The organism is Microbacterium sp. NPDC064978, from assembly GCF_044543605.1.
Taxonomy (GTDB): domain Bacteria; phylum Actinomycetota; class Actinomycetes; order Actinomycetales; family Microbacteriaceae; genus Microbacterium; species Microbacterium meiriae.
Map to the genome: position 1 here is coordinate 1,291,877 of NZ_JBITWF010000001.1, position 22,297 is coordinate 1,314,173.

Genomic DNA, 22,297 nt, shown 5'->3' on the forward strand with positions numbered 1-22,297 from the left:
TCCGCGCCCGGTCCCCCCGCGTCGCCCTCCGGGAGCATCCCGATACATCGGGAGGATGATCCCCCTCCCCTCGACCCACCCCCTTCTGTTCGACCCACCCCTCTACGGCCCGCTGTAAAGGGCCGGGTCGAACAGAAGGGGGTGGGTCGGCGTCAGGCGAGGCCGTGCTCGAACGCGAACACGACGAGCTGCACACGGTCGCGGAGCGCAAGCTTCGTGAGGATGCGGCTGATGTGCGTCTTCACCGTGGCCTCGCTGAGGAACTCCCGCGCGGCGATCTCGGCGTTCGAGAGGCCCCGGGCGGCGAGCGCGAAGATCTCCCGCTCCCGCTCCGTCAACTCGGCATACTGCGGGGGTACCGGCTTCGGAGCCTCCGCGAAGTGCTCGAACAGCTCGCGGGTCGCCGACGCCGCGATGACGCTCGACCCCGCGTGCACCGTCCGGATCGCCGCGAGCAGGAATTCCGGATCGGCGTCTTTGAGGAGGAAGCCGCTCGCCCCCTGCCGGATCGCCCGCGCCGCCGCCTCGTCGAGGTCGAACGTGGTGAGCATGACGATGCGCGGGGGCTCCGGACGGGACAGGATCTCGGCGGTCGCGGTCAGCCCGTCCATCACCGGCATCCGGATGTCCATGAGGACCACGTCGGGCCGGGTCGCGGCGACCACGGCGAGCGCCTCCTGCCCGTTCCCCGCCTCCCCCACGACCTCGAGGTCCGGCTGGGAGGCCACGAGCATGCGGATACCTGCACGGAACAGCGCCTGGTCGTCGACGAGCACGACTCTGATCACTGCGGGGCTCCGATCGGAAGGCTGCTCTGGACGACGAACTGCGCACCACGGCGCTCGGCTTGCAGACTACCGCCCACGAGCTGCGCCCGCTCGCGCATGCCGATCAGACCGTGTCCCCCGGGCCCGCCCGGCGTCGACTCCGGCGAGATGGCGTTGCGCACCTCGATGTCCACGCGATCGGGGAGCCACGCGAGATGCACGTCCACCGCGCCGTCGCCGTGGCGGATCGCGTTCGTCAACGCCTCCTGGAGGATCCGGTAGACGGCGAGTTGGATCGCCCCCGGTGGCTCCCCCGGAGGCATCGGGTCGACCGTGACCCGCGGCTCGATGCCGGCCTGGCGTACCTGGGCGAACAGCGTCTCGAGGTCGGCGAGGGTCGGCTGCGGACCGTCCCCCTGCCGATGGCGGAGCTGGGTGAGGAGCATCCGCACATCGCTCAGGGCTCCGCGGGCGGTCTGCGCGATCGTGCCGAGGGCCTCCGTCGCGATCTCGGGCTTCACCGCCGCGGCGTAGCGCGCGCCGTCAGCCTGAGCGATGACGACCGCGAGCGAGTGGGCGACAACATCATGCATGTCCCGCGCGATGCGCACCCGCTCCTGCTCCTCGGCGGCTAGGGCCTCGGCCTGCAGCTGCGCCGAGCGCGTGCGCCGGTTGCGCAGCACGACCCGCCAGAGGAGGCCGCACACCCACGCGAACCCGAGCGCCATGATCGAGGCTGCCACGAGCAGAGTGCCGCCGGTCACGAGCTCCCACCCGCTGCCGGAGCCGAACGCGACGCCCCCGACGAAGACCAGGTACAGCGAAGCGACGATGCCGCCCACGATGACGGAGCCGAACCCCCACCAGAGCACGCGGCGCGACCCCCACGCGGACGTCGCGTACAGCACGAGGAGGATCGCGAAGTCGGTCGGCAGCGGTCCGAAGCCGGCGAGCATCTGCACGATGGCTCCGGCCCAGGCGGCGGCGAGCGCGAGACCGGGAGCGAGGCGTCCGATCGCCACCCCGCCGAACAGGAACACCGACGACGAGATCAGCCCGATGACGTTCACCGCGGACGAGCCGGCCAGCTCCGGCTGCGGGGCGTAGAACACGACCCCGAGCGGCGTCAGGAGCGCGAACAGCAGCACCGCCCCGACGATGTCGAGGACGAGGCCGGTACGGGACAGCGGACGGATCACTCCCCCACGCTACGCGAGCGCCCGGGGACCGGCATCCGTCGCGGGATGTATCCGTCAGGCGCGGGCGAGGATCTCCCCGTGCGGCACGAGGAACCAGCCGTCGCCGTCGTCGGCCCAGCGCTTCCAGGCGTCGCTGATCTCCTGCAGATCGGCGCGCGTGGCCATGCCCTGGTCCACGAGCTGCCGCGCGAGCGCCGACTCCAGGATGCGGTCGGCCCACATCCCGCCCCACCAGGCGCGCTCGGACGGGGTCGCGTAGCACCAGGTCGACGCGGTCGCCGTGACGTCCTCGAAGCCCGCCGCCCGCGCCCAGGACAGCAGGCGGCGCCCGGCGTCCGGCTCTCCGCCGTTCGCCCGGGCGGCGGCGCGGTACAGCGCGAGCCAGCGATCGAGCTCCGGCAGGACAGGGAACCACAGGAAGCCCGCGTAGTCGGCGTCACGAGCGGCGACCAGTCCCCCGGGCTTCGCAACCCGACGCATCTCCCGCAGCGCCTGCACCGGATCGGCGACGTGCTGCAACACCTGGTGCGCGTGCACGACGTCGAAGGAGTCGTCGGCGAAGCTCAGCGCGTGCACGTCCTCGATGGAGAAGGCGATGTTCGCGACTCCCTGCGCCGCGGCGAGGTCACGCGAGAGGGACAGTGCGGCGTCGTCGATCTCGGTCGCGGTGACGTGCGCGACCACTCCCGCGAAGTCCACCGTGATGGATCCGGGCCCCGCCCCCGCGTCGAGGAGCCGGGTCTCGGCCGTGAGGTGCGGTCGCAGATACGCCGCCGAGTTCGCGATGTCCCGCACACTGTGCGAGCGGAGGACGGATTCGTGGTGTCCATGCGTGTACGAGGCCATGCGCTCAGTCTGGCACTCCCGTCGACGGGCTAGAGGGAGGCGACCATGCGGCGGATCGCCTCGCGGTCGGGCTTGCCTGAGGAGAGGACGTCGAGCTCGTCCACGAGGATCAGACGGGACGGACGGGCGTGGGCGCCGACTTCCCTGGCCACCGCCTCCCTGGCCTGGGCGAGCTGATCGGACTCGCTGCGCCGCAGGGCCTCACCGCGCGCCGCGACGATGACCGAGGCCTCCCCCCAGCGCTCGTCGTCGACCCCCACGACCACGGCCTGATGCAGCCCGGGCACCGAGCGCACGATCCGCTCCACCCGGTCCAGCGAGATGTTGATGCCGCCGGACACGATCACGTTGTCGGCGCGGCCGTGCACGCGGACCACACCGTTCTCGACGAGACCGAGGTCTCCCGTCCGGTACCAGCGGATGCCGTGCTCGTCCCTGGCGAACGTGCGCGCGGTCAGCGCCGGGTCCCCGAGATACCCCTCCGCGAGCAGGGGGCCGGCGATCCGCAGCTCCCCGTCGACGGCGCGGACGTGCACGGTGTCGAGCGGGACGCCGTCGTACACGCAGCCGCCACTGGTCTCCGTCGAGCCGTAGGTCCGCACGAGACGGACCCCGAGGTCGGCCGCCCGCTCCCGCAGCGGATCCGGGAGTGCCTGCCCGCCGACGAGGATCGCCTCATAGGCCCGCAGTGCCGCGAGCACCCCCGGCTCCCCTGTCGCGTCCAGCAACGTCGCGATCTGCGCCGGGACGAGGGAGGTGTAGAGCGCGGGGACGACACCGGCGGTCGTGGCGTGCAGCATGCCCCGCGTGGCCTCGGCGAACGCGTGCGGCGTGAACCGCCCCTCGATCCGGGTCGGCTCCGTGCCCGCGAGGATCGACCGCACCATCACCTGCAGCCCCGCGACGTAACCGGCCGGCAGGGCGAGCAGCCAGCGCCCGCGGCCGATCCGGGCGGCGGTGGCCTCCGCGCTCGCCCGCAGGGCCTCGCCGCTCAGCGCCACCCGCTTCGGGACGCCGCTGGATCCGGAGGTCGCGATCACTGCGGCGATGCCGTCGTCCACCTCCGCCGGAGCGTCGGCGAGCATGCCGAACCCGAGAGCCGGTCCCTCGTCGAGCGCCCGGAGCAGCGCCTCCCGCAGCAGCGTGGTGTCCTCGGCGTCGGTCGGGATCAGCGCGGTCACGGTCGGCTCCGTCTCTCGTGCGGACTCAGTAGTGCCAGGGGAAGGACGACCAGTCCGGGGCGCGCTTCTCGAGGAAGGAGTCCCGGCCCTCCACCGCCTCGTCGGTGCCGTAGGCGAGACGGGTGGCCTCTCCCGCGAACACCTGCTGGCCGACGAGGCCGTCGTCGACCGCGTTGAAGGCGAACTTGAGCATCCGGATCGCCGTCGGCGACTTCGTCAGCACGGTGCGCGCCATCTTCAGCGCCTCACGCTCGAGCTCGGCGTGCGGCACCACGCGGTTCACGGCGCCCGCCTCGTAGGCCCGCTGCGCCGAGTACTCCTCGGCGAGGAAGAACACCTCCCGCGCGAACTTCTGCCCCGTCTGCCGGGCCATGTAGGCGGAGCCGTACCCGGCGTCGAAGCTGCCGACGTCGGCGTCCGTCTGCTTGAAGCGCGCGTGCTCGGCCGATGCGATGGTCAGGTCGCACACCACGTGCAGCGAGTGGCCGCCGCCGGCCGCCCACCCGGGGACCACGGCGATGACGACCTTGGGCATGAACCGGATGAGCCGCTGCACCTCGAGGATGTGCAGCCGCCCGACAGCCGCAGCGGACGCTCCGCTGACGACGGCGGTCTCCGCATCCGAGTACTTGTACCCGTCGCGGCCGCGGATGCGCTGATCGCCGCCGGAGCAGAACGCCCAGCCGCCGTCCTTCGGGCTCGGTCCGTTGCCGGTCAGCAGCACCGCCCCGATGCGCGCGTCCTGCCGCGCGATGTCCAGGGCGCGGTAGAGCTCGTCGACAGTGTGCGGGCGGAAGGCGTTGCGCACCTCGGGCCGGTGGAAGGCGATGCGGGCGACCCCGCCGTCGCGGCTCACGTGCGCGGTGATGTCGGTGTAGTGCTCGGCGCCGGGCGCGAGCTCCCACTCGGCGGGATCGAACAGGTCGGAGACGAAGGCATCGGTCACGGTCTTCAGCCTATTCCCCGGGCACGCGCCGTCTTCATCCACCCATCGACGATGTCCCAGGCCGGGAAGGCCACGAGGCAGACACCCGTGATCACCGTGAGGACGCGCATCGTGTCGGCATCCACCCCGTTGTCCGTGAACACGAACTCCAGGAAGGCCGGGTTCAGCAGTTCGCCCTGCAGGAGCAGGGTGAGCGCCCACACCGCGAAGGCGACCGCGAGGACGGTGTTCACGACGGCGGCGGCGACGGTCCACCGGCGGCGCGCGTACACGGCGACGGCCAGTCCGGCCTCGGCGATCATGAGCGCGAGGAGGATGCCGATGCCCACCGGCCAGAGCGCGGGCGCCAGGATCGGGATCGGGTCGCCGCCGGTCGGGAAGAACCCGAGCGTGGCGTCCCACACGATCGCACCGATGCCGGCGAGGAGGAACACGAGCGAGGCGATCACGTCGGCGCGGGCGGCCCCGTGCTCCGTGGGCTCGGGGAGCTGATCGACGTCCCATCGCACCCCGGTGTCCGCACCGGTGCGCTCCAGCACGACGAAGACGAGCGTGACCCAGAAGCACAGGTGCACGATCATCGACAGCGTGACGGAGACGACCGCGCCGATGACCTCTCCGGGACCGGCACCGTTGATCAGCTGTCCGATCGCGACCCCGACGGCCGCGAACGGCGGCACGATGAACAGGAGCATCTTCAGCAGCCGCCACCAGGTGAGGTAGTACCGAGGGCCGATGAGGTGCAGCGGCCGGTCGGCGTATCCGGCGGCGAGGATGCCCGGGTCGCCGAGGTCGGTGAGGACGGCCCGTTCCGCTTCCTCCGGGCTCTCGCCCTGTTCCCGCCTCGCGTCGACGGCGTCGGCGATGGCGGCTTCGAGCTCGGCGCGGACCTCGTCCTGCGCCTCCGGTGCGAGGCTGCGGATCGTGGCGCTGATGTAACGCTCGGTGAGCGTGCTCGTGGTCATGTCAGTTCTCCTCGGGGGTGAGGGAGGCGATCGCGCCGGTGAGCGCGCGCCATTCGTCGGTGAGGGTGTCGGCCAGCCGGATGCCGGCCTCCGAGGTGCGGTAGAACTTGCGAGGACGGGCCTCGTCGGTGTTCCACTCGCTCGTCAGGTATTCCTGCTTCTCCAGACGACGGAGCAGCGGATAGAGCGTGTTCGCATCGGTGGCGAAGCCCCGGCTCTCGAGCTGCTCGAGCAACGCGTACCCGTACTCCGGCGTGCGCAGCAGCTGCAGGCATGCCAGGACCACCGTGCCCCGGCGCAGTTCCTGCAGGTGCGTGTCGAGCGTCTCGTTCATGTCGATCACATTAGTGTGTGTCACACACCATTGTCAACGACACATCTCCGTGCCACATGCTCCCGAGGGTCGTGGCGCACAATGGGGTCATGATCCCCGCCGTCACGGAGCTCCTCGATTCCGCCCGCGTCGTCGCCCTGCCGATGCAGACCCGCTTCCGCGGCGTCGACACACGGGAGGCCCTGTTGTTCGAAGGGCCGGAGGGCTGGGCCGAGTTCTCCCCCTTCGTCGAATACGACGACGCCGAGGCGGCGACCTGGCTGGCCGCCGCGATCGACTACGCCTACGCCCCGCAACCCGCACCGCTGCGGGATCGGGTGGGCGTCAACGCCACGGTGCCGGCCGTCGACGCCGCTCGCGTGCCCGAGGTCCTGGCGCGCTTCTCCGGATGCCGGACCGCGAAGGTCAAGGTCGCCGAGCCCGGGCAGGTGCTGGCGGACGACGTCGACCGGGTCCGCGCCGTCCGGGAGACTCTCGGGCCGGAGGGCCGCATCCGGATCGACGCCAACGGCCTGTGGAACGTCGACGAGGCCGAGCACGCCGTCCACGCGCTCGCCGCGTTCGACCTGGAGTACGTCGAGCAGCCGTGCGCCTCGGTGCCCGAGCTCGTCGAGCTGCGCCGGCGGATCGCCTACATGGGGATCCCGGTCGCGGCGGACGAGAGCATCCGGAAGTCCGGAGACCCCCTCGCCGTGGCGCGCGCGGGGGCCGCGGACATCGTCGTCATCAAAGCGCAGCCGCTGGGCGGGCTCACCCACGCGCTGCAGATCGTCACCGCGGCCGGCCTGCCCGCGGTCGTCTCCAGCGCGCTGGACACCGCGATCGGCCTGACGCAGGGAGCCGCCCTGGCCGCCGCCCTCCCGACCCTCGACTACGACTGCGGCCTGGGCACGGCCTCGCTGTTCCAGGACGACGTCGCCGACCTCCGCCCCGCCGACGGGGCGATCCCGGTCGGACGCCTGTCCCCCGACCCGTCAGCCCTCACGCGCCTCGCCGCCGCGGACGAACGCCGGGAATGGTGGCTGGCCCGCCTCGCCCGCTGCCACCACGAACTGCTCGCAGCCCGCAGCGCCTAGGACTCGACGAGGAGCTCCACGAGCCGCCCGAGCTCCTCGCCGCCGGAGTGCCGCAGCGCCGCGTCGTCGCGGCCGGCCATGGCGCCGCGGACGGTCATGCCCTCCCAGAGGATCATCAGCATGCGCGCCGCATCGGTCGCGGGCAGCCGGAGACGCAGCGTGCCCGCCGCCTCCACGATGTCCTCCACGATGCGTGCGATGCTCGCCACCATCTCGCGCTCCTGGGCGAGGTAGGCCTCGCCGAACTGCGGGTCGCGCAGGGCGCGGATCCGGATCTCGCTCATCAGCATCACGCCCAGGCGGTCGTCGCTGCCGAGCTCCATGATCTGCTGGACGAGATCTGTCGGGTCGCAGTCGTCGGCGAGCTCCCCGTCCGCCCGCATCTGCTCCACGCGAGTCCGCACGGCCGCCACCCTCGCGTCGGCGACACCGGCAGCGAGGGTCAGGAACAGCTCGTCCTTCGAGTCGAAGTTCGAGTAGAACGCCCCGCGCGTGAAGCCGGCGCGCTCGCAGACCGCCTCGACCGAGGCGCCGTCCAGACCGACCTCGGCGAACACCTGCGCGGCGGCCTCCAGCAGACGCGCCTTCGTGTTCTCCCGGCTGCGGGTGGCGGGTGACGACATCGGAACCTCCTGGCCTTCCCTCTCGACGATTCACACCCGGTGCACAGACTCCGGATGGCGGATGACCTTACGATACATCTATGTATCGGATACACCTGTGTATCCACCCGGCACCCCACGGAGATTCGCGTGTCCACACTCCTCTCGTCCCTCGGACGCTGGTCCTTCCGCCACCCGTGGCGCGTCCTCGTCTCTTGGCTCCTCGCCCTCGGCATCGCCGGAGCCGGAGCCGTGGTCCTCGGCGCCGGCACCGACAACACGTTCTCCATCCCCGGAACCGAGTCCCAGGCCGGCCTCGAGCAGCTCTCCCGCTCCTTCCCCCAGGTGAGCGGCACGAACGCCCAGTTCATCGTCGTGGCCGCGGACGGCGACGAGATCACCGATGACGAGTACCGCGAGCCGATCGAGGACGCCGTGTCGGAGCTCGGCGACCTCGACGAGGTCCTCGCCGCCACCTCGCCGTACGACGAGATGGTCAACGGCATGATCAACGACGACGACACGGCCGCCATCGTGCGCCTGCAGTTCGACGGCGAGTCCACCGACGTCTCCGAGGAGACCAAGGACGCCCTGCGCTCCACGGTGGACGGGCTGGCGGAAGAGCTCCCCGACGGCGCGCAGGCCTCGCTCGGCGGAGACCTCTTCGCGATCTCGATCCCCGGCGTCACGCTCACCGAGGCCGTGGGCCTGCTCATCGCGCTCCTCGTGCTCATCGTCACGTTCCGGTCGTTCGTCGTCGCCGGACTCCCCCTGCTCACCGCGATCCTCGGCGTCGGCATCTCCATGGCCGGGATCTTCACGGCGACCGCCTTCGCGACCGTCTCCTCCACCACGCCGCTGCTCGCCCTGATGCTCGGACTCGCGGTCGGCATCGACTACGCGCTCTTCATCGTCGCTCGCCACCAGGACCAGGTCCGACAGGGTGTGGAGCCCGAGGAATCGGCCGCGCGAGCGGTCGGCACGGCCGGCTCGGCGGTCGTCTTCGCGGGCGTCACCGTGCTCATCGCGCTGATCGGCCTCGGCTTCGCCGGGATCCCGTTCCTCACGACCATGGGCGTGGCCGCGTCGGTCGCCGTCGCTGTCGCCGTCGCGATCGCCGTGACGCTGACCCCCGCCCTGCTCGGCTTCCTCAAGGGGCGCGTGGCCGGACGGCCGAAGCGCACGAAGGCCCCGAAGAAGGCGGCCGCGAAGGACGCCGCCACGAAGCCCCGCGGCAGCCGTCGGTGGGTGGAGGGCGTGACGAAGCACCCCGTCCTCGTCTCTCTCGCGGTCGTCCTCGGACTCGGCATCGTCGCCGTCCCCGCCCTCAGCCTCGACCTCGCCCTGCCGAACGCCGGCGTCCTGCCGAAGGACTCCGAGGCGCGACAGAACTACGACCTCGTCGGCGAGCAATTCGGTCCCGGCTTCAACGGCCCCCTCATCCTCACCGGCACCATCGTCACCTCCACCGACCCGCTCGGTCTCATGGAAGACCTCGGAGATGCGGTGGCCGAGGTTCCCGGCGTGAAGGAGGTCGCCCTCGCGACGCCGAACGAGACCGCCGACACCGGCATCGTGCAGATCATCCCGGAGACAGCTCCCGACGACCCCGCGACGGCCGACCTCGTGCGCGAGCTCCGCAGCCACCACGACGAGTGGCTGGACGAGTTCGGCATCGACCTCAAGGTCACCGGCTTCACCGCCGTCGGCATCGACATCTCCGATCAGCTCGGCGCGGCTCTGCTGCCGTTCGGGATCTTCGTGATCGGACTCTCGCTGATCCTCCTCACCATCGTGTTCCGTTCTCTCTGGGTGCCGATCACCGCCGCGGCCGGCTACCTGCTGTCGATCGTCGCTGCCTTCGGTGTCGTCGGGGCGGTCTTCGAGTGGGGCTGGTTCGCCGACGTCCTGCATGTGGCGAAGGTCGGACCGATCATCAGCTTCATGCCGATCATCCTCATGGGCGTGCTGTTCGGCCTGGCGATGGACTACCAGGTGTTCCTGGTGTCGCGGATGCGCGAGGACTTCGTGCACGATCCCGACCTGCGCCGGGGTGCGGGGTCGGTGAACCGCGCCACCCGGCGTGCGGCGGCCCTGCGCGCCGTGCGGAGCGGGTTCACCGGGTCGGCGAAGGTCGTCACCGCGGCCGGCCTCATCATGTTCGCGGTGTTCGTGGCCTTCGTACCCGAGGGCGACTCCTCCCTCAAACCCATCGCCCTCGGACTCGCCGCCGGCATCGCCTTCGACGCCTTCCTCGTGCGGATGACGCTGATCCCGGCGCTGATGGCGATCCTCGGCGAGCGCGCATGGGAGATCCCGTCGTGGCTGGAGCGGATCCTCCCTCGGGTGGACATCGAGGGCGAGGCGGTGGAGCGCGAACGGCACCTCGAAGCCTGGCCGGGAGACGGGTCGCTCGTCGCCGCGGACGACCTGGAGCTCGGCGCCGGTATCTCCGCGGCGGAGGGGCTGACGTTGCGACTCGCGCCCGGCGCGGCCCTCGTCGTGAGCGGCACGGACGCCGGGACGCTGCGCGCCCTCGCGCTCACGATCGGCGCCCGGATCGCTCCGGCCGACGGGCGCCTCCGCGTCGTCGGTCACCTGCTGCCCGGACGTGCGGCCTGGGTCCGCTCGCACGTGGGCTGCGTGCTCGCGGCGGACGACGGATCCGTCCTCGCCGATCTCCGCGAAGCCCTCCGCGGTCGTTCCGAGCTCGTGGTGATCGACGGTGCGGACCGGCTCAGCGGCGGCGAGCGCCACCAGGCCGCAGCGATGCTGCGCGATGCGAAGTCCCGTCGTGATCTCGCCGTGTTCGCCACAGCCGCCGACCCCGACGCGGCCCGTTCCCTTCTCGCGGAGGCCGGATGGCCGTCCGCCGACGTTCTCGACACGCGCGCGCCCCGCCCGAGCGCCGCAGAAACGACCGAGGTGCCCGCATGACCCTCCCCCTCGAGCGTGCCCGCTCGCGCAAACCCATCACCTGGCTGACGATCCTCGGCGTCCTGCTGCTGCCGGCAGCGGTCGGCGGCATCCTCATGGCGGCGCTCTACAACCCGACCGAACGCCTCGACTCCATGACCGCGGCCATCGTGAACCTCGACGAGCCCGTCGAGATCGACGGCCAGACCACTCCCCTGGGGCGCCAGCTCGCCTCCGGGCTCGTCGAGGGGTCGGACGACCTCGACTCGAACCTCACGTGGGTCATCTCCAACGAGGAGGACGCCGCCGACGGACTCGCCGACGGCTCGTACCAGGCCGTCATCACGATCCCCGAGGACTTCTCGGCCGCGGCGACCTCCGCGGGCCAGGCGGTCGCCGACGGCGGCGGGGACGCGGAGCAGGCGACGATCCAGGTGACGACGCCCGACGACGGCCTCGTGGCCGACGACCTCATCACCGGACAGATCGCCGACGTGGCGGCCTCGACGCTCGGCACCATGCTGTCCGAGGCGACGACCGAGAACATCCTCGTCGGCTTCACCACCATCGGCGACCAGATCGGCGATGCGGCGGACGGGGCCCGGGAGCTGGCGAAGGGCGCCCGCGACGCGGCCACCGGCGCCGCAGCCCTCCCGGAGGGCGCGACGCAGCTCGCCGCCGGTGCCGGAGAGCTGGGCACCGGGGCCTCCACCCTCGCATCCGGCCTCGACACGATCGCGGGGCAGACCCGGCAGGCGGCGACCGGCGCCGGCACCATCGGTGCGGGACTCACCTCCGCGGCGACCGAGCTGCAGGGCCGGGTCGCCGGCGTCCAGAAGCTCACCGGTAGCATCCAGTCGGCGGGCGCCTCGGCGAAGTCGGCCGCGACGGACTCGGCCACGGTCGCACAGGGTCTCGGGACGATGGCGGCCACGGCGTGCGCCGCCGATCCGGAATCGCCGGAGTGCGGACAGCTCTCCGGCCTCGCCTCGAAGGCGGCGGCAGCGGCCACGTCGGCCGGAACCGCCTCCGGCATCCTCAACAACGAAGAGGTTGCCGCGGGTGTGGCCGCGCTTCCCGGAACCTTCTCCACCCTGGGCACTCAGCTCGGCGAGGCGGGCGCCGGGGCGACAGAGCTCGCCGGCGGGCTCAACCGCCTCGCGAGCGAGGGCGTGGATCAGTCCGCGGCGGGAGCGCGAGCCCTGTCGTCCGGCGCGACGCAGCTCGCCGACGGCGCGACCCAGCTCGCCGACGGCAGCACGGAACTCGCCACCGGCCTCGACACCCTCGCGACCGGCACCGGCGACCTCGCGGGCGGACTGCGCACCGCGGCGGACTCCCGCCCGTCCTTCAGCGACGAGGAGTCCACATCGCTGGCGTCGGTGATCGCCGATCCCGTGGCGACCGACTCCTCGATGGGCTCGCTCTTCGGTCCCACCGCGATCCCGCTGCTCACCGCGGTGGTGCTGTGGTTCGGCGGTCTCGCGTCGTTCCTGGTCCTCCGCGCCCACACGGCGCGCACGCTCACGTCGCGACGCTCGTCCGCCTCCCTCACCCTCCGCGCGTTCTGGCCGGCCGCGGCGATCGGCGCCGCGCAGGGTCTGATCGTCTCCCTCATCGTGCAGACCGTGGCGGACTATGACGTTGCGGCATGGTGGGCGTTCGCGGGCACCGCCGTCCTCGCCGGGGTGGTGTTCGCCGCGGTGAACCAGGCCCTCGTGGCGGTGTTCGGCGGCGTCGGACGCTGGATCGCCGCACTGATCGGCGTCATCGCCGTGGCGACGGGACTGATCTCGACCGTGCCCGACTGGCTCGCGAGCATCGGGGCCGCCCTCCCGACCGCACCGGCCTTCGCGGGTCTCGTGGAGGCGAGCGGGGCCGCCGTCGCCGCCCTCATCGTCTGGGGCGTGCTGTCGCTCGTCGCCACGACGGTGGTCGTCGCGGTCCGTCGCACGACCACCGCCCGCGCCGTCGTCACCGCCTGACCCCCGGGCACAACTTCGGAGATCACGGACGACACGCCGCCGGACACCCCCTGCCGACGGCATGTCGCGTCCGTTCTCCGAAACAGTGCACGGACGCGACGACGACACCCCGTACCCTCGTGCCATGCGCCGACCGTTCATGGACACTCCGGACCAGCTCGCGAGCCTCGAAGGACAGCAGTATCTCGTGCTCCGGCCGACGGAGGCCGTCGCTTCTGAATATCGGGCCATCCAGGAGGGCGCGCTCGATCGCCTGGGGACGCCCCTGCGGCATCCGCACACGGAGCACGTGACGCTTCGCGGCTTCTTCGAGCCGGAGCGCCGGGAGGAGCTGCGGGCCCTGATCCGCGCCTGGGCCGCGGAACAGAGTCCTCTCGAACTCACCGCCGACGCCGTGGACGTCTTCCCCGCGCCGTGGCAGATCGTGATCCTACGCCTCGCCCGCACCCCCGCGCTCGTGCACGCATACGCCTCGCTGACGGAGGTGCTCCGGCCGACGGACTTCCGTCGCCTCGACGAGCTCTCCGTCGAGGACTGGACCTTCCACCTCTCGGTGCTCTACGGCAAGACGCTGGCCCCTGAGACATGGCAGCAGCTCGCCGCCACCGAGGTCCGTCCGCTCACACCCGCGCCGACGGAGGTCGTCACCGAGGCCGAGTTCGTCTGGTACGAGGGCGGCGTCGAGCACGCCGAGGTCATCCCCCTCGGCGGCTGAGCTCCGTCGCGGCGGGCACGACTTCGGAGATGCCGGACGACACACCGCGACCGAGGTCCGCCCGTCGGTGTGTCCCTCGCGATCTCCGAAGCTGTGCTCGGCCGGTTCAGCTCAGGCCGGAGTAGGCGTGCAGACCCTTGAAGAAGACGTTGACGATGGTGAAGTTGAAGATCACGGCGGTGAAGCCGACGATCGACAGCCAGGCCGAAGGGTTGCCGCGCCAGCCGCGGGTCGCCCTGGCGTGGATGTACCCGGCGTAGAGCACCCAGATCACGAAGGTCCAGGTCTCCTTCACGTCGAAGCCCCAGAAGCGGCTCCACGCGTAGTACGCCCAGATGGACCCGGCGATGAGGGTGAAGGTCCAGAGGATGAAGCCGATGATCGTGAACAGGTACGCCAGGCTCTCCAGGCGCTCCGCCGGTGGGAAGGTGCGCAGGAAGCCGGGGCCGGTCTTGGCCGCCCCCTCACCGAGCAGCCGCTCGCGCCGGGCCTGCATGAGCTGGATCACCGAGAGCGCGAAGGCGAGGGCGAAGAACGCGGTCGCGAGCGAGGCGACGAACACGTGGATGATCAGCCACACGCTCTTCAGCGGGTCCATCAGCGGCGAGACCTCGACGTAGAAGTTCGTCGCGCCCAGCCCGAGCAGCACCACGACGAGGCCCGTGATGAAGGTGCCGAGGAAGCGCAGATCGAGGCGGGTGAGCACCGCCAGGTAGACGGCGATGATGAGCAGCGTTCCGACCATGCCGAACTCGTACAGGTTCGCCCACGGCACCCGACCGGCCGCGATGCCGCGCGTCACAGCGGCGGCGAGGTGGAACACGAAGCCGAGCACGGTGAGCGAGGTGCCGATTCGCGCCATGACGAAGCGCTGCGGCTTCGGAGCTCCGGGCGCATCGACGGGTGCGGAAGCCGAGACGCCACCGGAACGACCGGCGGCCACGAGCTCGCCCTCGCGGACGGTGTGGGCGTCGGCCGTCGCCTGCGAGCGGCGCGCGAGATCGAAGGCGTAGGCCACGAAGGCCGCCGCGTAGATCGCGATCGCCGTCCACAGCAGGACGGGCGAGATCACGGTGAGCTCGAGCATGGTGTCAGTCTACTTTCCGGGTGCCGGGGCCGCAGGGTCCGCGGCGGCGTCCGCGGCATCCTCGTCGGCGTCTTCAGGGGTACGGGCGGCCGTGCCGCCCGCGGCGTCGAGCAGCCGGGCGTGCCCGGCACGGAGGTCGTCCACGGCGCGGGCCAGCGTGGGGTCTTCCCCTCGAGCCAGGGCCGCGTACTCGAGGTCGACCGCGCCGTCCGTCGCGGTGGCCTTCACCCACACGCGCCGACGCGGCACGAACAGGGCGAGCATGAGGCCGCCGAGGGCGAGCAGCGCGAAGCCGAGCACGAACACCCCGGACTCGTCGCGGTGGATCTGCAGGGAGGCGAAGCGCTTGACGGACTCCGAGGTGTCGGTGGCGCCCTCCGGCGACTCGTCGTCGAAGGTCACCGAGCCGAGGCCGTTCGGCAGCTGCGCGGTCTCACCCGGGGACAGCTCGATCGACTCGACGTCGGTGCTGCGTCCGGTGAGCTTGGTCATGTCGGAGGTGTCGAGCACGTAGACCGAGCGCGGCACACCGTCGTTGATCCCGAGGTCACCCGTGTACACGTCGAGCGTGAGCGTCGGGTTCGTGAGGTCGGGGTACGCCGAGAAGAAGGCGCCCGTGTCGAGCACGCCCGTGGTCGGGTAGAAGAAGCCGACGAGGCCCACCTGCTCGGCCAGGCCGTCCGGGACCTTGAGCACTCCGAGCGAGGTCATGTTGTTGTCCTGCGGGAGGAAGGGCGTGCTGTTGTGGAACACCACGTTTCCCTCGGGGTCGCGCACCGTCACCGTCGGGGCGTACCCGTTGCCGAGCAGGAACACGTCGTCGTCGGCCACGCCCAGGGGCTCGTTGACCTTGACGGCGCCCTCGCGCTCCTCGCCGTTCTCCTGGATGGTCATGTTCGCGGAGAAGTTGCCCGCCTGGCCGGAGCCCGGCTCGCCGAACGGCTGATATGTGACGTCGAAGGAGTCGAGCCGCATCGAATACGGCGCGAAGGAGTCGTCGGCCACGAAGCGGCCACGGTTCATCGAGTCGTAGTCGAGCAGCGTGTTGGCGAAGGTCTCCCCCTCGACGAGCACGCGCTGGCCGGTGTAGGCGAAGCCGCCGCCGACGCCGATCGTCACGAGCACGCCGACGAGGGCGAGGTGGAAGAGCAGGTTACCCGTCTCCCGCCAGTAGCCGCGCTCGGCCGACACGGAGTACGTGCGCCCCCGGTCATAGCGCTCCACGCGGTAGCCGAGCGCCTTGAGCTGCTTCGTGGCGACGTCGATCGAGGCGGCGGCCTCCGCGGCGGCGTCTCCGGTGCGGGTGCCGGAGTCGGCGACCGTGTTGCGGGTGACGGCGCGGTAGTCCTCCAGGCGTCGCAGTCGCGCGGGCGTGCGCGGCGGGCGGGCCTGCAGCGCCTTGGCGTGGTGCTTGATGCGCGGGATGACGCAGCCGACGAGCGAGGTGAACAGCAGCAGGTAGATCGCCGAGAACCAGGGCGACAGGTACACGTCGAAGAGCTTGAGCCCGTCGAGCACCGGGAACAGATCGGGGTTGTCGCGCTCCCACTGCGTCACGCCGTTCGGGTCGGCCATCCGCTGCGGGAAGATCGACCCGGGGATGGCCGCGATCGCCAGCACGAGCAGCAGGACGAGCGCCGTGCGCATGGAGGTGAGCTGACGCCACCCCCACCGCAGCCAGCCGACGAATCCGAGGCGCGGCTGGGTGATCGTGTCGTCGCCGTCGACGTGATCGGACGGGCGGAGCGGATCGCTGGAGTCGTTCGTCACGGCACTCTTGTTCTTCGTCATGGTCGTCTCGGAGCGGTCAGAGCGGGAGGTCGACACTGCCGATCACCGCCGTCAGTCGGGACATGATGTCGGTCCACAGGCCGGTGACCATCAGGATGCCGAGCAGGATCAGCAGCACGCCGCCGAGGATGTTCACGACCCGGATGTGGCGGCGCAGGAACCCGATGGCCTTGGTCGCCCAGCCGAAGCCGAGCGCCACGAGCAGGAACGGGATGCCGAGGCCGAGGGAGTACGCGAGGCCGAGGAAGCCCGCGCGCACGGGGTCGCCCGCGTTGAAGGAGAGCGCGAGGATGGCGGCGAGCGTGGGGCCCATGCAGGGCGCCCAGCCGATGCCGAGCGCGACGCCGAGGAGCGGGGCACCGACCATCCCGGCCTTCGAGTCGACGTGGAAGCGGAGCTCCTTCTGCGCGAACCCGAAGAGCCCGAGGAAGACCAGGCCCATCGCGATGATGACGACGCCGAGGATGCGGGTGATGAGGTCGCCCCACTGGAGCAGGAACACGCCAGCAGTGCCGCCGAGCACCGTGTAGAGGATGAACACCACGGTAAAGCCGAGGATGAACAGCAGCACACCGAGCACGAGGCGGCTTCGGGTGGCGGTCTGGGTGGTGCTGCCGGTCGTCGACGATCCCCGCGGCGCCACGGCTCCACCGAGGAAGCCGAGGTAGCCCGGCACGAGCGGGAGCACGCACGGTGAGAGGAAGGAGACGAGGCCCGCGACCATGGCCACCGGGATCGCCAGCCAGAGGGCCCCGGAGTCGATGATCGTCCCCGGATTCACGACGACCTCGTGGACATCAGGAGTCCTCCGCGAGCGCGTCCTTGACGAGCGTGGAGAGGACGGAGGTGCCGTCGATCGGACCGATGATCTTCGCGGCGACGCGCCCCTGCTTGTCGAGCACGAGCGTGGTGGGGGTCGCCGAGATCGGCACGACCTTCGCGAAGGCGAGCTTGGCTTCGGCGGTGTCGACGTCGATGAGGCTCGGGTACGTGATCCCGAACTCGTCGGCGAACGCGGCCGCGGTGTCGGCCTGATCCCGCGTGTTGATGCCGATGAACTGGACGTCCGCGTCGCTGTGCTCCTGCCAGACGGCCTCCAGGTCGGGGGCCTCGACGCGGCACGGGGCGCAGCCGGCGTACCAGAAGTTGACGACCGCGACCTGTCCTGCGATGTCAGCACTGTCGAAGTCCTCGCCGTGCTCCGTGACTCCGGCGAACTCGACCGGCTCGCCACGCTCGGCGACGGGGATCTCGACGATCGCGCCGTCGGCGCCGACGTACCCGGTGTTCTCGCCGCTCAGGAACGACTCGCTCACGGCGTCGGGGGCGCAGGCGCTCAGACCGACGGCGAGCACCGCAGCGAGCGCGGCTCCGCCCAGGCGGCCGAGGGGCCGAAGACGGGAGGGGCGGCCGTTGCGGATCGGGTGAATCCTGGAAGCGCGGGACACGTCTCCGAGTTTACGCAGAGCTTCCTATGCATCGGCCGGGTACCCCCGGGGGGAGTCAGAAGCGCGCGAGCACGTCGTCCACCCCGGCGCGGAACCGCGGACAGGTCGCGATGTCGTGCGCCCGGCACCCCATGGCGTGCTCCGTCATCTCCCGGGATCGGCGCATCTCCTCCATCCGCCTGTCGAGGTCGTCGAGATGCTGCTGCAGCACCTGATGCCGGCCCGCGCTGCCGTCGTCGAGGAGCACGGCGATCTGGTCGAGGCTCATGCCGGCGGCCTTGCTGCGCTGGATGACGGCGATGCGCACGACCTCGTCCTCGCCGTAGCGACGCCGGCCCGCCGCGTCCCGGGGTGGCCGCAGCAGGCCGACCGTCTCCCAGTGCCGCAGGACGTTCGTCGGCAGGTCGAAACGCGCGGCGACCTCGCCGACGGACCAGGGATGCAGGTCGCTTGACTTCATGTTGACATGAAGTCACAGACTGGTGCCGAACGCAAGACGCGAGAAGGGAACCCCCATGTACGACGCGATCGTGATCGGTGCCGGCCCCGCCGGACTCCAGGCGGCTCTCACCCTCGGACGGATGCATCGGCCGGTGCTCCTGCTGGACTCCGGCGAGTACCGCAATGGCACCGTGCAGCACATGCACAACATGATCGGTGCCGATGGGAAGGCCCCGGCGGACCTCCGCGCCCAGGCCCGGGCCGAGCTCGCGGCCTATGCGGACGTCGAGGTGCGGGACGTCGCGGCGCAACGGATCTCCGGCGACGCGGAGACGGGGTTCTCGGTGAGCCTCGCCGACGGGTCGGTGACCGACGCACGACGGGTGATCCTGGCGACCGGCGTCGCGGACGATCTCCCGCCGGTGCGGGGTCTCGCCGAGCTGTGGGGCGTCCGGGTCTTCAGCTGCCCGTTCTGCGACGGACACGAGCACGCCGGGAAGCCGATCGCGATCCTCGGCGCGGCACCCCGGGCGGCCCATCTGATCGGGTTGCTCGGCCGGATCGTCGGCGAGATCACGGTGGTCCCGGTGGGAGAGCCGTTCGCCGCGGAGGACCGTACCGCGCTGGAGGAGCTCGGGGTACGGGTGGCCTCCGCTCCGGTCGAGGCTGTCGCCGCGCACGGAGACGGGGTGCGGGTGCGCAGCGCCGAGGGCGACCTCGACGTCGCGGGCGTGTTCGTGGCCTCCGGCACGATGCGACACCGGGCGCCCTTCGCCGCGGACCTCGGGCTGCGGATGCTGGAGTCGGGGTCCATCGAGATCGATGAGTTCGGGAGGACGTCGCGTCCTGGGGTCCTTGCGGCGGGCGACCTCGCCCATCGCGCGACCCTCCCCGGCCCGATGGCCTCGGTCCTGCTCGCCGCCGCCGCGGGTCAGCTCGCCGCGGTGGGAGTGATCCAGTCCCTCTGACGTCGAATCGCCCGATTGGTCCCATCTCCGGGCCGGATGGGGCCATTCAGGCGATTCGAACAGGGGGTCAGACGGCCCCGACGTCGACAGCACCGCCGGTCGCGGCGGGCTCGGCGTAGGAGACCTCGCGCCAGACGTCGCCCACGCGTTCGAACGAGGTCACACTCGACAGGGCGCAGCGGCGGGTCCGCGGGTCATGCTGCAGCGGGAGGCCGGCCACGCGGAGGTGCGTGATCCAGATCGGCGCCTGATGCGACACCATCACGATGTCCCCCGCGGTCGGGATCTCGGCCGCGGCCGTCCATGCCTCGTCCATCACGCCGAGCATGCGCTCCGCGATCGAGGCGTACGGCTCCCCCCAGCTCGGCAGCGACGGCTGGCGCAGGTGCCACCAGTTCACCGGATTCATCAGCGACCGCCGCATCCGGGTGCCCTCGAACACGTTCGTCGGCTCGATCAGGCGGATGTCCGTCTCGGGTTCGAGGTCGAACACCTCCGCGAAGGAGACGGCCGACTCCTGCGCGCGCTCCAGAGGCGAGGCGAACAGCGCGGTCACCGGATCGCCGAGCTCTGCCACATGCTCCGCCGCCGCCTGCGCCATCTCCTCCCCCGCGGTGCTGAGGTGATAATCGGGCAACCGTCCGTAGAGCACGCGGGACGGGTTGTGCACCTCACCGTGGCGAACGAGGTGCAGAAGTGATGCCGCCACGTCAGACCTCGCGGTAGCGGGACTCGCCGAAGCCGAGGACCAGATAGCCGATGTAGGGGAAGAGGAACAACAGGAAGAAGGAGAACACCCCGCCCTTGCCGAAGCGCGCGCCGAGCTTGAATGCGACGATGACCCCGAGAATGAAGTTCGCGATCGGCACGAGGTAGAGCAGGGCGAACCAGCCCGACATCCCGGCGATCTTCACGAGGAACACGACATTCACGATCGGGATGATCGCGAGGATTCCGGGGTACCCCGCCTTGGTGAAGACCTTCCACAGCCCGACCACGACGAGGATGTAGAAGATGAGGGCGATGAGCCCTGTCGTGCCGGAGAAGATCGCGCCGAACAGGTCGGGAAGGCCGTTGCCGTCCGAGATGGAGAGGTTCATGGGGTGCGCCTTTCGTCGTGGCGATCCTACTGAGGTGCCGCTGCTCCGCGCAGGCGACCCGGCCGGGAAGGGCCGGGACGCCCGCGTAGACTGGGCGGGTTCATCTTTCCCCGGATCAGGAGGAATCCTCCGTGCTGCGCACCCACTCCGCAGGCTCCCTGCGCGCCGAGAACATCGGTCAGACCGTCACCCTCACCGGGTGGGTCGATCGTCGTCGTGACCACGGAGGCGTCGCTTTCATCGATCTGCGGGACGCGTCGGGCATCGCCCAGGTCGTCATCCGCGACGAGGAGATCGCCCACCCGCTGCGCAACGAGTTCGTCCTCAAGGTCACCGGGGAGGTGTCGCGTCGCCCCGAGGGGAACGCGAACCCGAACCTGCCGTCCGGCGAGATCGAGGTCATCGCGGCCGAGGTCGAGGTGCTGAACGAGTCGGCGCCGCTGCCGTTCCAGGTCTCGACCGCTGTGGCCGACACCGAGACCGTCGGCGAGGAGGCACGCCTGAAGTATCGCTACCTCGACCTCCGCCGCCCGGCCGCCGCCTCCGCGCTGCGCCTGCGGTCCGACGTCTACAAGGCGATCCGCGACGTGCTGCACGCCGAGGACTTCACCGAGGTCGAGACCCCGACCCTCACCCGCTCCACGCCGGAGGGCGCCCGCGACTTCGTCGTCCCGGCCCGTCTGCACCCGGGCAGCTGGTACGCCCTGCCCCAGTCCCCGCAGCTTTTCAAGCAACTGCTCATGGTCGGCGGTGTGGAGAAGTACTTCCAGATCGCCCGCTGCTACCGCGACGAGGACTTCCGCGCCGACCGTCAGCCCGAGTTCACGCAGCTCGACATCGAGATGAGCTTCGTCGACCAGGAGGACGTGATCGCCCTCATGGAGTCGCTCATCGTGGCGATGTGGAAGACGATCGGCGTCGAGGTGCAGACTCCACTGCCGCGGATGACGTACGCCGATGCCATGGCGAAGTACGGCTCCGACAAGCCCGACCTCCGCTTCGGGCTCGAGCTCGTCGAGGCGACGGACTACTTCACGGACACACCGTTCCGCGTGTTCCAGGCCGAGTACGTCGGCGCGGTGCGCATGCCCGGCGGTGCGAGCCAGCCGCGCAAGCAGCTCGACGCGTGGCAGGACTGGGCCAAGCAGCGCGGCGCCCGCGGCCTCGCCTACGTGCTGTTCAACGAGGACGGCTCCCTGGGCGGACCCGCCGCGAAGAACCTCTCCGAGGCCGAGCAGGCGGGACTGGCGGGGTTCGTCGGCGCCGAGCCGGGCGACTGCGTGTTCTTCGCCGCCGGTGCGACCAAGGAGAGCCGCGCGCTGCTCGGCGCCGCGCGGGTCGAGATCGGCCGCCGCCTCGGCTACCTGAACCCGGACGAGTTCGCCTTCACCTGGGTCGTCGACGCCCCGATGTTCGAGCCGGCCGCGGATGCGGTCGCCTCCGGAGACGTGGCCGTGGGTGCGGGCGCCTGGACGGCCGTGCACCACGCGTTCACGGGCCCGAAGCCCGAGTTCGAGGACACGTTCGACACCGACCCCGGATCGGCCCTCGCCTACGCGTACGACATCGTGTGCAACGGCTCGGAGCTCGGCGGCGGGTCCATCCGCATCCACCGCGAGGACATCCAGAAGCGGGTCTTCGAGGTCATGGGCATCAGCGACGAGGTGGCGCAGGAGCAGTTCGGCTTCCTCCTCGACGCGTTCAAGTTCGGCGCTCCCCCGCACGGCGGCATCGCGCTCGGCATGGACCGCGTGCTCCAGCACCTGACCAAGACCGAGTCGATCCGCGACGTCATCGCCTTCCCGAAGTCCGGCAACGGCTTCGATCCGCTGACCTCCGCTCCCGCTCCGATCACCCCGGAGCAGCGCGCCGAGGCCGGTGTGGACTTCACACCCGAGGACGAGGCCTGACCCGCCGACACCCCGTCTTA

Annotated in this window: 21 protein-coding genes; 6 read left to right on the plus strand and 15 right to left on the minus strand. The window is 71.0% G+C overall.

Annotated elements, in window-relative coordinates; all coding sequences use genetic code 11:
* Positions 1–152 precede the first annotated feature (152 nt).
* From ACIGJI_RS06455 to ACIGJI_RS06485, 7 genes are read right to left on the minus strand one after another with little or no spacing between them, the layout of a single operon-like run.
* Positions 153–788, minus strand: coding sequence for a response regulator transcription factor (locus ACIGJI_RS06455; RefSeq protein WP_060922342.1), 636 nt, complete (start codon positions 786–788; stop codon positions 153–155).
* Positions 785–1,966: a histidine kinase gene (locus ACIGJI_RS06460; RefSeq protein ID WP_363445459.1), complete on the minus strand. Its 1,182-nt coding sequence runs from the start codon at positions 1,964–1,966 to the stop codon at positions 785–787. Before ACIGJI_RS06460 ends, ACIGJI_RS06455 begins: the two co-directional genes overlap by 4 nt.
* Positions 1,967–2,020: 54 nt before the next feature.
* Positions 2,021–2,812, minus strand: a complete 792-nt coding sequence (locus ACIGJI_RS06465) for a methyltransferase domain-containing protein (protein WP_363445457.1) — start codon at positions 2,810–2,812, stop codon at positions 2,021–2,023.
* Between the two features lie 29 nt (positions 2,813–2,841).
* On the minus strand, positions 2,842–3,993 hold the full coding sequence (locus ACIGJI_RS06470) for an AMP-binding protein (protein WP_363445455.1): 1,152 nt from the start codon (positions 3,991–3,993) through the stop codon (positions 2,842–2,844).
* A gap of 25 nt (positions 3,994–4,018) precedes the next feature.
* On the minus strand, positions 4,019–4,939 hold the full coding sequence (locus ACIGJI_RS06475) for a 1,4-dihydroxy-2-naphthoyl-CoA synthase (RefSeq protein ID WP_102208055.1): 921 nt from the start codon (positions 4,937–4,939) through the stop codon (positions 4,019–4,021).
* A gap of 5 nt (positions 4,940–4,944) precedes the next feature.
* Positions 4,945–5,904, minus strand: a complete 960-nt coding sequence (locus ACIGJI_RS06480) for a permease prefix domain 1-containing protein (protein ID WP_363445453.1) — start codon at positions 5,902–5,904, stop codon at positions 4,945–4,947.
* Position 5,905: 1 nt separating this feature from the next.
* The gene (locus ACIGJI_RS06485; protein ID WP_187663339.1) at positions 5,906–6,238 is read right to left on the minus strand and encodes a PadR family transcriptional regulator; all 333 of its coding nucleotides are present in this window, start codon (positions 6,236–6,238) and stop codon (positions 5,906–5,908) included.
* 89 nt (positions 6,239–6,327) lie between these two features.
* Here ACIGJI_RS06485 and ACIGJI_RS06490 point away from each other — a divergent pair, with 89 nt between their 5' ends.
* Positions 6,328–7,314 carry an o-succinylbenzoate synthase gene (locus ACIGJI_RS06490; RefSeq protein ID WP_187663337.1) on the plus strand — a complete coding sequence of 329 codons (987 nt, stop codon included), beginning with the start codon at positions 6,328–6,330 and terminating at the stop codon, positions 7,312–7,314.
* Here the strand turns inward: ACIGJI_RS06490 and ACIGJI_RS06495 are convergent.
* A complete protein-coding gene (locus ACIGJI_RS06495; protein ID WP_259952956.1) occupies positions 7,311–7,937 on the minus strand; it encodes a TetR/AcrR family transcriptional regulator in 627 nt (208 codons plus the stop codon). The two genes, ACIGJI_RS06490 and ACIGJI_RS06495, sit on opposite strands and share 4 nt — an antisense overlap.
* Positions 7,938–8,066: 129 nt before the next feature.
* Here ACIGJI_RS06495 and ACIGJI_RS06500 point away from each other — a divergent pair, with 129 nt between their 5' ends.
* The 3 genes from ACIGJI_RS06500 (at position 8,067) to ACIGJI_RS06510 (ending at position 13,532) form a co-directional block, all read left to right on the plus strand.
* The gene (locus tag ACIGJI_RS06500; protein ID WP_363445450.1) at positions 8,067–10,853 is read left to right on the plus strand and encodes an MMPL family transporter; all 2,787 of its coding nucleotides are present in this window, start codon (positions 8,067–8,069) and stop codon (positions 10,851–10,853) included.
* Positions 10,850–12,817, plus strand: a complete 1,968-nt coding sequence (locus ACIGJI_RS06505) for a YhgE/Pip family protein (protein ID WP_366244666.1) — start codon at positions 10,850–10,852, stop codon at positions 12,815–12,817. The genes ACIGJI_RS06500 and ACIGJI_RS06505 overlap by 4 nt, the downstream gene beginning before the upstream one ends.
* A 124-nt stretch (positions 12,818–12,941) precedes the next feature.
* Complete coding sequence (locus ACIGJI_RS06510; protein WP_363445446.1) at positions 12,942–13,532, plus strand: 2'-5' RNA ligase family protein; 591 nt, start codon at positions 12,942–12,944, stop codon at positions 13,530–13,532.
* A gap of 106 nt (positions 13,533–13,638) precedes the next feature.
* Here the strand turns inward: ACIGJI_RS06510 and ccsB are convergent, their stop codons facing one another.
* From ccsB to ACIGJI_RS06535, 5 genes are read right to left on the minus strand one after another with little or no spacing between them, the layout of a single operon-like run.
* Positions 13,639–14,619, minus strand: coding sequence for a c-type cytochrome biogenesis protein CcsB (gene ccsB, locus ACIGJI_RS06515; protein WP_025104442.1), 981 nt, complete (start codon positions 14,617–14,619; stop codon positions 13,639–13,641).
* Between the two features lie 9 nt (positions 14,620–14,628).
* Entirely contained in the window at positions 14,629–16,410 is a 1,782-nt protein-coding gene (locus ACIGJI_RS06520; RefSeq protein ID WP_363445444.1) for a cytochrome c biogenesis protein ResB, read from the minus strand.
* Positions 16,411–16,426: 16 nt separating this feature from the next.
* On the minus strand, positions 16,427–17,191 hold the full coding sequence (locus ACIGJI_RS06525) for a cytochrome c biogenesis CcdA family protein (RefSeq protein WP_363445442.1): 765 nt from the start codon (positions 17,189–17,191) through the stop codon (positions 16,427–16,429).
* A 16-nt stretch (positions 17,192–17,207) separates the two neighbouring features.
* Complete coding sequence (locus tag ACIGJI_RS06530; RefSeq protein ID WP_363445440.1) at positions 17,208–17,858, minus strand: TlpA disulfide reductase family protein; 651 nt, start codon at positions 17,856–17,858, stop codon at positions 17,208–17,210.
* Positions 17,859–17,913: 55 nt separating this feature from the next.
* Entirely contained in the window at positions 17,914–18,318 is a 405-nt protein-coding gene (locus ACIGJI_RS06535; protein ID WP_187663329.1) for a MerR family transcriptional regulator, read from the minus strand.
* 55 nt (positions 18,319–18,373) lie between these two features.
* Between ACIGJI_RS06535 and ACIGJI_RS06540 the strand changes: the two genes are divergently transcribed.
* A complete protein-coding gene (locus ACIGJI_RS06540; RefSeq protein WP_280567161.1) occupies positions 18,374–19,267 on the plus strand; it encodes an NAD(P)/FAD-dependent oxidoreductase in 894 nt (297 codons plus the stop codon).
* A gap of 67 nt (positions 19,268–19,334) precedes the next feature.
* Here ACIGJI_RS06540 and ACIGJI_RS06545 read toward each other — a convergent pair whose 3' ends face one another.
* Both ACIGJI_RS06545 and ACIGJI_RS06550 read right to left on the minus strand, forming a co-directional pair.
* Entirely contained in the window at positions 19,335–19,976 is a 642-nt protein-coding gene (locus ACIGJI_RS06545) for a histidine phosphatase family protein (protein ID WP_363445438.1), read from the minus strand.
* A 1-nt stretch (position 19,977) separates the two neighbouring features.
* Positions 19,978–20,367, minus strand: a complete 390-nt coding sequence (locus tag ACIGJI_RS06550) for a DUF5684 domain-containing protein (RefSeq protein ID WP_187663326.1) — start codon at positions 20,365–20,367, stop codon at positions 19,978–19,980.
* 131 nt (positions 20,368–20,498) lie between these two features.
* On the opposite strand from ACIGJI_RS06550, the gene aspS reads away from it, so the two are divergent.
* Positions 20,499–22,277: an aspartate--tRNA ligase gene (aspS, locus tag ACIGJI_RS06555; protein ID WP_363445436.1), complete on the plus strand. Its 1,779-nt coding sequence runs from the start codon at positions 20,499–20,501 to the stop codon at positions 22,275–22,277.
* The last annotated feature ends 20 nt before the right edge of the window (positions 22,278–22,297 follow it).

Coding starts and splice junctions, on each gene's coding strand:
- ACIGJI_RS06465 (WP_363445457.1), bottom strand. CDS start 2,812: ATGGCCTCGTACACGCATGGACACCACGAATCCGTCCTCCGCTCGCAC.
- ACIGJI_RS06480 (WP_363445453.1), bottom strand. CDS start 5,904: ATGACCACGAGCACGCTCACCGAGCGTTACATCAGCGCCACGATCCGC.
- ACIGJI_RS06485 (WP_187663339.1), bottom strand. CDS start 6,238: ATGAACGAGACGCTCGACACGCACCTGCAGGAACTGCGCCGGGGCACG.
- ACIGJI_RS06490 (WP_187663337.1), top strand. CDS start 6,328: ATGATCCCCGCCGTCACGGAGCTCCTCGATTCCGCCCGCGTCGTCGCC.
- ACIGJI_RS06495 (WP_259952956.1), bottom strand. CDS start 7,937: ATGTCGTCACCCGCCACCCGCAGCCGGGAGAACACGAAGGCGCGTCTG.
- ACIGJI_RS06505 (WP_366244666.1), top strand. CDS start 10,850: ATGACCCTCCCCCTCGAGCGTGCCCGCTCGCGCAAACCCATCACCTGG.
- ACIGJI_RS06510 (WP_363445446.1), top strand. CDS start 12,942: ATGCGCCGACCGTTCATGGACACTCCGGACCAGCTCGCGAGCCTCGAA.
- ccsB (WP_025104442.1), bottom strand. CDS start 14,619: ATGCTCGAGCTCACCGTGATCTCGCCCGTCCTGCTGTGGACGGCGATC.
- ACIGJI_RS06520 (WP_363445444.1), bottom strand. CDS start 16,410: ATGACGAAGAACAAGAGTGCCGTGACGAACGACTCCAGCGATCCGCTC.
- ACIGJI_RS06535 (WP_187663329.1), bottom strand. CDS start 18,318: ATGAAGTCAAGCGACCTGCATCCCTGGTCCGTCGGCGAGGTCGCCGCG.
- ACIGJI_RS06540 (WP_280567161.1), top strand. CDS start 18,374: ATGTACGACGCGATCGTGATCGGTGCCGGCCCCGCCGGACTCCAGGCG.
- ACIGJI_RS06550 (WP_187663326.1), bottom strand. CDS start 20,367: ATGAACCTCTCCATCTCGGACGGCAACGGCCTTCCCGACCTGTTCGGC.